This window comes from Williamsia sp. (assembly GCF_016462415.1).
In the GTDB taxonomy this organism is placed as follows: domain Bacteria; phylum Actinomycetota; class Actinomycetes; order Mycobacteriales; family Mycobacteriaceae; genus Williamsia_A.
Genome location: NZ_JAEMTF010000153.1, coordinates 1 through 7,131, shown reverse-complemented (window position 1 = coordinate 7,131; position 7,131 = coordinate 1). Strand labels below are relative to the sequence as shown.

The following is a 7,131-nucleotide window of genomic DNA, read 5'->3' as shown; positions in this document are numbered from 1 at the left end:
CGCCCAACTCACGAATCCGCGCCGGGCACGACGCGGGTTCGTGAGTTCGACGCGGGTTCAGGCGGCTACGAGTCGCAACCTGAGTAGCCAGTCGCGGATCACGGGCACGACGCGACCACGCTCCAGGTCGTTCCAGGTCCAGCGGATGACCATGATCCCCGCCCGGCGCAACGCGTCCTCGCGGTCCTTCTCGCGACGCATCGCGTCGAACGGTGTCTCTCCGGGCCGTAGATGCTTCTGGTACTTGACCATCCCGTCGAATTCGCCGACGAGGAGTTCCGCCCAATCGAAATCGGTTCGTGCGATCAGTGCACCTGTCGCCGAGAGGAATTCGTGCTGCAGGCGCGCCGGCGGCAGACCCGCGTCGATCATCTGCGCTCGGCTCCACGATTCGCCGGGGTTCTCGGCGTTGCCGTCCGCGTGGTGCAGCGCACGCCGGGCCTGGCCGACACCACGCCGCGGGGTCAGCAGCATTTCCGCCATCACGCTCCGATCGGCGCCCATTCGCAACGCCGAGTCCAGGACGGCGAGGGCCCCCGCAAAACCCATGCTGGTCGTGCGGGCGACGTCGACAGCCGTGCGCTCGAGCGACGTGACCAGCACGCCGTCGACGGTCGTGACCTCGTGATCCGCCAGGTGCGCCTCGTGCTCGTGGCGGACCGCGGTCCGATGCGCTTTCACGCCGACTCCTACGGTGAGATGGATGCGTCGGAGCTGCGGTCGGAGCATCGCGAGTCGGTGCATCGTCGCCGCGCTCTGATGACTCACCACAGTCGACCCCTCGGGCGATCCGGTGGCGATACCCATCAGGCGGTGGCACTGCTCGGGTGTCCGTTCCGCGCGGTGGGCGAAGACGCCGCGCGTGATGCGGACGAGCTCGCCCGAGGCGACGGCGCCGGCGAGCTGTGCGTCGGTGTACCCGCATCGGACCGCGATGCTGCGGTGGACGAGGCCGTGACGATCGGTGGGGAATGAATTCACCACACTCGGACGCAGCGGGGACCGATTCGGTGCCGCGGGTGCAGAACCCGCGCCCATCTCACGAATCCGCGCCGGGCACGACGCGGGTTCGTGGGTTCGACGCGGAGACGCGGCCTGACGAGTGCTAGGCCGAGGCGGCGTCCGACCACCGCGCAACGAGGTCGGGCAGGCCGGCCGCGACGGCATCCGGCGACGGCATGGCCTCGATCTCGTCGACCATCACCGCGCAGGTGCGGGTGGTGGGGGCGGCCGGGTCGAGCAGTTCCTCGACCGCCGATCGGATGCCGAGCGGCGTGGTCTGGGCACCGACCAACTGATGACCGAGACCACCGGAGACCACGGCGTCGGCGTTGCGGAACTGGTCAGCCCCCTGGGGGAGCACCAGCTGCGGCAGTCCGGCGGCCAGGGCGGCCAATGTGGTCCCCGCCCCACCGTGGTGGACGATCGCCGAGGCGTGGGGGAGCACGGCCGCCTGCGGAACCCAGTCGGCCACGTGTACCGCCTCGGGGACGACGCCCAGCGCCTCGCGCGACACCGACGGTCCGAGCGCCAGCAACACGCGCACGCCCAACGACGCGATCGACGTGACCGCGGCCGCGAGGATCGCGGCGTCGCCGAACTCGGTGCCGAGGGTCACGTAGACGAGGGGTCGGAGATCGGAGTCGTCGGTGACGACGGCGGGGAGGGGGCCGTCGGGTGCGAAAGCGGTCGGGCGCAGCGGGATGCGGCCGACGCGCTGCACCACGGCGGGCTCCTGCAGCGATGTCGGGAAGATGTCGAGCAGGGGCGCGTCCGCGATGTCACGGTCGAACCCGAACCCTCGTCCGATGCCGTGGACGACGACCGGGATCCCGGCGGCCGTCGCCGCCTCGACGGCTCCGAAGTTGCCTGCCTCGGCGATGACCGCGTCCGGGCGGACCCGGTCGAGGATCGGCGCGAGGTCGGTGGCGAAGGATCTGGGGATGACCTCGCCGAAGGCCCGGTGGATCAGGTCGAGATGTCCCGCGGTGTTCGCCTTGAGCTCGGCCGTCGACGACACCGAGGCGTCCGCCGCGACAACCTGCTCGAAGGCGTCGGCGATCGACGTGCCCGCGGTCGCGGTCGCGAAGCCGAGCTCGCGCAGTACCTGGTGCATCCCCTCGCCGGTCGCCCAGTGGACGCGGTGGCCGCCCTGCTGTGCGGCGCGCGCCAGTGGGATCAGCGGAAAGGTGTGGCCGTAGGCCGCAAGGGAGGAGAAGAGGAGGTCCACGTCAACGACATTAGTGGCACTAACTAGTCGCCGCCGATCACGCAGCGCAGCCGGGAATCGATGGCCTGGACATGGCGTTCAACTGAACGCCGGCCGACGCCTCGTGCGATTTTTGACCTCACCTGGCGCTGTCGGTACAGTTGACCGCTGGTGCCTGGCAACTGCCGGGCGAGTTCGTATGCCCACATTCGCCGTCGGGATTCCCGACTGCGATCGTATGCGACGAGCTGAGGTGCCAACCCACCTGCCGACGTGTCCGACACGCCCGGTAGTGGGGGAGCGAAACAACGACTGATCAGCGCTTTCGGGCCTGATGGGGCGATCTGTGGAGACCTCGGATCTCATCGATCCGAATGTCTGTCCGGAGCACCAACCACAGAGACACATCACGAACGCCAACACAGAGGATTGACTTTCAGTGCCAACTATCAACCAGCTGGTCCGCAAGGGCCGCCACGACAAGCCTGCCAAGCAGAAGACGGCAGCGCTCAAGGGCAGCCCGCAGCGCCGCGGTGTGTGCACTCGCGTGTACACGACAACCCCCAAGAAGCCGAACTCCGCTCTGCGTAAGGTCGCCCGCGTGCGCCTCACCAGCTCGGTCGAGGTGACCGCCTACATCCCCGGTGAAGGCCACAACCTGCAGGAGCACTCGATGGTGCTCGTCCGCGGTGGTCGTGTGAAGGACCTCCCGGGTGTGCGTTACAAGGTCATCCGCGGCTCGCTCGACACCCAGGGCGTCAAGGCCCGCAAGCAGGGACGCAGCAAGTACGGCGCGAAGAAGGAGAAGGGCTGATGCCACGTAAAGGACCCGCCCCGAAGCGCCCCCTCGTCAACGACCCGGTCTACAGCTCGCCGCTGGTCACCCAGCTGGTGAACAAGATCCTCCTCGACGGCAAGAAGTCGACCGCAGAGCGCATCGTCTACCAGGCGCTCGAGCAGGCTCGCGAGAAGACCGGCACCGATCCGGTCATCACGCTCAAGCGCGCGCTCGACAACGTCAAGCCCGCCCTCGAGGTCAAGAGCCGCCGCGTCGGTGGTGCCACCTACCAGGTGCCCATCGAGGTCAAGCCCAACCGCGCCAACACCCTCGCCCTCCGCTGGCTGGTCACGTTCAGCCGGCAGCGTCGCGAGAAGACGATGGTCGAGCGGCTGGCCAACGAACTGCTCGACGCCAGCAACGGTCTCGGTGCCGCAGTCAAGCGCCGTGAGGACACCCACAAGATGGCTGAGGCCAACCGGGCGTTCGCGCACTACCGCTGGTGACAGCTGCGGTCTGACGGTGATCCACCCGGGTCACCGTCGGGCCGTCCACCAATCCCGAAGATCTCTACGCGAAAAAGCGAGGCAGATAAGTGGCACAGGACGTGCTGACCGACCTCAACAAGGTCCGCAACATCGGCATCATGGCCCACATCGATGCCGGCAAGACCACCACCACCGAGCGCATCCTCTTCTACACCGGTATCTCGTACAAGATCGGTGAGGTCCACGACGGCGCAGCCACCATGGACTGGATGGAGCAGGAGCAGGAGCGTGGCATCACGATCACCTCGGCTGCCACCACCTGCTTCTGGAACGACAACCAGATCAACATCATCGACACCCCCGGTCACGTCGACTTCACCGTCGAGGTGGAGCGCTCGCTCCGCGTCCTCGACGGCGCTGTCGCAGTGTTCGACGGCAAAGAAGGTGTCGAGCCGCAGTCCGAGCAGGTGTGGCGTCAGGCCGACAAGTACGACGTGCCGCGTATCTGCTTCGTCAACAAGATGGACAAGCTCGGTGCGGACTTCTACTACACCGTGCAGACCATCAAGGACCGCCTCGGCGCCAAGCCGCTGGTCATCCAGCTGCCCATCGGTTCCGAGGGTGGCTTCGAGGGCATCGTCGACCTGGTCGAGATGAAGGCCAAGGTCTGGCGCGGCGAGACCAAGCTCGGCGAGTCCTACGAGACCATCGACATCCCCGAGGACCTGCTCGAGAGCGCTGAGCAGTACCGCGAAGAACTCCTCGAGACGGTGGCCGAGTCCGACGAGGCCCTGTTGGAGAAGCACTTCGGCGGCGAGCCGCTGACGATCGACGAGATCAAGGCCGCCATCCGCAAGATGACGGTGAGCTCCGAGATCTACCCGGTGCTGTGCGGTTCGGCGTTCAAGAACAAGGGCGTCCAGCCCATGCTCGACGCCGTCATCGACTACCTCCCCTCCCCGCTGGACGTCGAGTCGGTCACCGGCCACGCCGTCGGCGACGAGGAGAAGCTGATCGAGCGTCGGCCGTCCTCGGACGAGCCGTTCTCGGCGCTGGCGTTCAAGATCGCGACGCACCCCTTCTTCGGCAAGCTGACCTACGTCCGGGTGTACTCGGGCAAGGTCGACTCCGGTGCCCAGGTCATCAACTCGACCAAGGGCAAGAAGGAGCGTCTGGGCAAGCTGTTCCAGATGCACTCCAACAAGGAGAACGCGATCGCGACCGCGTCTGCCGGTCACATCTACGCCGTCATCGGCCTCAAGGACACGACGACGGGTGACACGCTCTGCGATCCGCAGAACCAGATCATCCTCGAGTCCATGACCTTCCCGGACCCGGTCATCCAGGTCTCGATCGAGCCCAAGACCAAGTCCGACCAGGAGAAGCTGGGCACCGCGATCCAGAAGCTCGCCGAAGAGGATCCGACCTTCTCGGTGAAGCTGGACGAGGACACCGGCCAGACCGTCATCGGCGGCATGGGCGAGCTGCACCTCGACATCCTGGTCGACCGCATGAAGCGCGAGTTCAAGGTCGAGGCCAACGTCGGCAAGCCGCAGGTGGCCTACCGCGAGACCATCCGCAAGACGGTCGAGAAGCACGACTTCACCCACAAGAAGCAGACGGGTGGATCGGGCCAGTTCGCCAAGGTCATCGTCAAGCTCGAGCCGCTGGTCGACGCCGAGGACGGCGCGACCTACGAGTTCGTCAACGCGGTCTCCGGTGGTCGCGTCCCGCGCGAGTACATCCCGTCGGTGGATGCCGGTGCGCAGGACGCCATGCAGTACGGCGTGCTCGCCGGCTACCCGCTGGTCAACCTGAAGTTCACGCTTCTCGACGGCCAGTACCACGACGTCGACTCCTCGGAGATGGCGTTCAAGATCGCCGGTTCGCAGGCACTGAAGGAGGCCGCCCGCATGGCCGGCCCCGTCATCCTCGAACCGTTGATGGCCGTCGAGGTCATCACGCCCGAGGACTACATGGGCGATGTGATCGGTGACCTCAACTCACGCCGTGGCCAGATCCAGGCCATGGAGGAGCGCAGCGGTGCCCGTATCGTCAAGGCGCAGGTCCCGCTGTCGGAGATGTTCGGCTACATCGGAGACCTCCGGTCGAGGACTCAGGGTCGGGCGAACTACTCCATGGTGTTCGACTCGTACGCTGAGGTTCCGGCGAACGTGGCGAAGGAAATCATCGCGAAGGCGACGGGCGAATAATTCGCCCCGTGTCGCGACAACCGTCGCGGCGCACACAGCAATCAACCAAAACTTTGCGGCTGAGAAGGACTCAGACGCAACGACAGTCCAGGAGGACATCAAGTGGGTAAGGCGAAGTTCGAGCGGACCAAGCCGCACGTCAACATCGGCACGATCGGTCACGTCGACCACGGCAAGACCACGCTGACCGCGGCCATCACGAAGGTTCTGCACGACAAGTACCCGGACCTCAACGCCGCGTTCGCGTTCGATCAGATCGACAAGGCGCCGGAGGAGAAGGCTCGTGGTATCACGATCAACATCTCCCACGTCGAGTACCAGACCGAGAAGCGTCACTACGCGCACGTCGATGCACCGGGTCACGCCGACTACATCAAGAACATGATCACCGGCGCGGCTCAGATGGACGGCGCAATCCTGGTCGTGGCAGCTACCGATGGCCCGATGCCGCAGACGCGCGAGCACGTGCTCCTGGCCCGCCAGGTCGGCGTGCCGTACATCCTGGTCGCACTCAACAAGGCCGACATGGTCGACGACGACGAGATCATCGAGCTCGTCGAGATGGAGGTCCGCGAACTGCTGGCCGCCCAGGACTTCGACGAGGATGCGCCGGTCGTCAAGGTCTCCGCTCTCAAGGCCCTCGAGGGTGACGAGAAGTGGGGCGAGTCGATCGCCGAGCTGATGCAGGCCGTGGACGACTCGGTTCCGGACCCCGTCCGTGAGACCGAGAAGCCCTTCCTCATGCCCGTCGAGGACGTCTTCACGATCACCGGTCGTGGCACCGTCGTCACCGGTCGTGTCGAGCGCGGTTCGGTCAACGTGAACGAGGACGTCGAGATCGTCGGCATCCGCGAGAAGTCGACCAAGTCGACCGTCACCGGTATCGAGATGTTCCACAAGCTGCTCGACTCGGCAGAGGCGGGCGACAACGCCGGTCTGCTGCTGCGTGGACTCAAGCGTGAGGACGTCGAGCGTGGCCAGGTCATCATCAAGCCCGGCACCACGACCCCGCACACCGAGTTCGAGGGCCAGGCGTACATCCTGTCGAAGGACGAGGGCGGTCGCCACACCCCGTTCTTCAACAACTACCGTCCCCAGTTCTACTTCCGTACGACTGACGTGACGGGCGTCGTGACCCTGCCCGAGGGCACCGAGATGGTCATGCCCGGTGACAACACCGAGATGAGCGTCAAGCTGATCCAGCCGGTCGCCATGGACGAGGGCCTGCGCTTCGCGATCCGTGAGGGTGGCCGCACCGTCGGTGCCGGCCGCGTCACCAAGATCAACAAGTGACACTGCTCGACATGTGACACCCTCCCGCGCCCAGCGCGGGAACGCACCACCGAGAACGCCCGATCCCACCAGGGGTCGGGCGTTCTCGCTTGCGACGGGTCGGACGGGACCTCGGCCGTGGACAGGGCAGGGGTGTCGCTGTCCGATCGG

General features: G+C 66.2%; 6 protein-coding genes. 4 read left to right on the top strand and 2 right to left on the bottom strand.

The features are described 5' to 3' along the window. Positions 1 to 57 precede the first annotated feature (57 nt). Together JHC79_RS22075 and JHC79_RS22070 are read right to left on the bottom strand one after the other, a co-directional pair. A complete protein-coding gene (locus JHC79_RS22075) occupies positions 58 to 984 on the bottom strand; it encodes a hypothetical protein (RefSeq protein ID WP_366783215.1) in 927 nt (308 codons plus the stop codon). Positions 985 to 1,105: 121 nt separating this feature from the next. Beyond that, positions 1,106 to 2,230 (bottom strand): nucleotide disphospho-sugar-binding domain-containing protein, encoded by a 1,125-nt coding sequence (locus JHC79_RS22070; protein WP_296394932.1) that lies wholly within the window; start codon positions 2,228 to 2,230, stop codon positions 1,106 to 1,108. A gap of 418 nt (positions 2,231 to 2,648) precedes the next feature. Here JHC79_RS22070 and rpsL point away from each other — a divergent pair, with 418 nt between their 5' ends. The 4 genes from rpsL to tuf all read left to right on the top strand — a co-directional run bounded on the left by rpsL (position 2,649) and on the right by tuf (position 6,981). Next, positions 2,649 to 3,023 carry a 30S ribosomal protein S12 gene (rpsL, locus tag JHC79_RS22065; RefSeq protein ID WP_023956148.1) on the top strand — a complete coding sequence of 125 codons (375 nt, stop codon included), beginning with the start codon at positions 2,649 to 2,651 and terminating at the stop codon, positions 3,021 to 3,023. Beyond that, positions 3,023 to 3,493, top strand: coding sequence for a 30S ribosomal protein S7 (gene rpsG, locus JHC79_RS22060; RefSeq protein ID WP_188489241.1), 471 nt, complete (start codon positions 3,023 to 3,025; stop codon positions 3,491 to 3,493). Before rpsL ends, rpsG begins: the two co-directional genes overlap by 1 nt. An 89-nt stretch (positions 3,494 to 3,582) precedes the next feature. Further along, a complete protein-coding gene (gene fusA, locus JHC79_RS22055; protein WP_296394922.1) occupies positions 3,583 to 5,688 on the top strand; it encodes an elongation factor G in 2,106 nt (701 codons plus the stop codon). A 102-nt stretch (positions 5,689 to 5,790) separates the two neighbouring features. Further along, entirely contained in the window at positions 5,791 to 6,981 is a 1,191-nt protein-coding gene (gene tuf, locus JHC79_RS22050; RefSeq protein ID WP_296394920.1) for an elongation factor Tu, read from the top strand. Positions 6,982 to 7,131 lie beyond the last annotated feature (150 nt).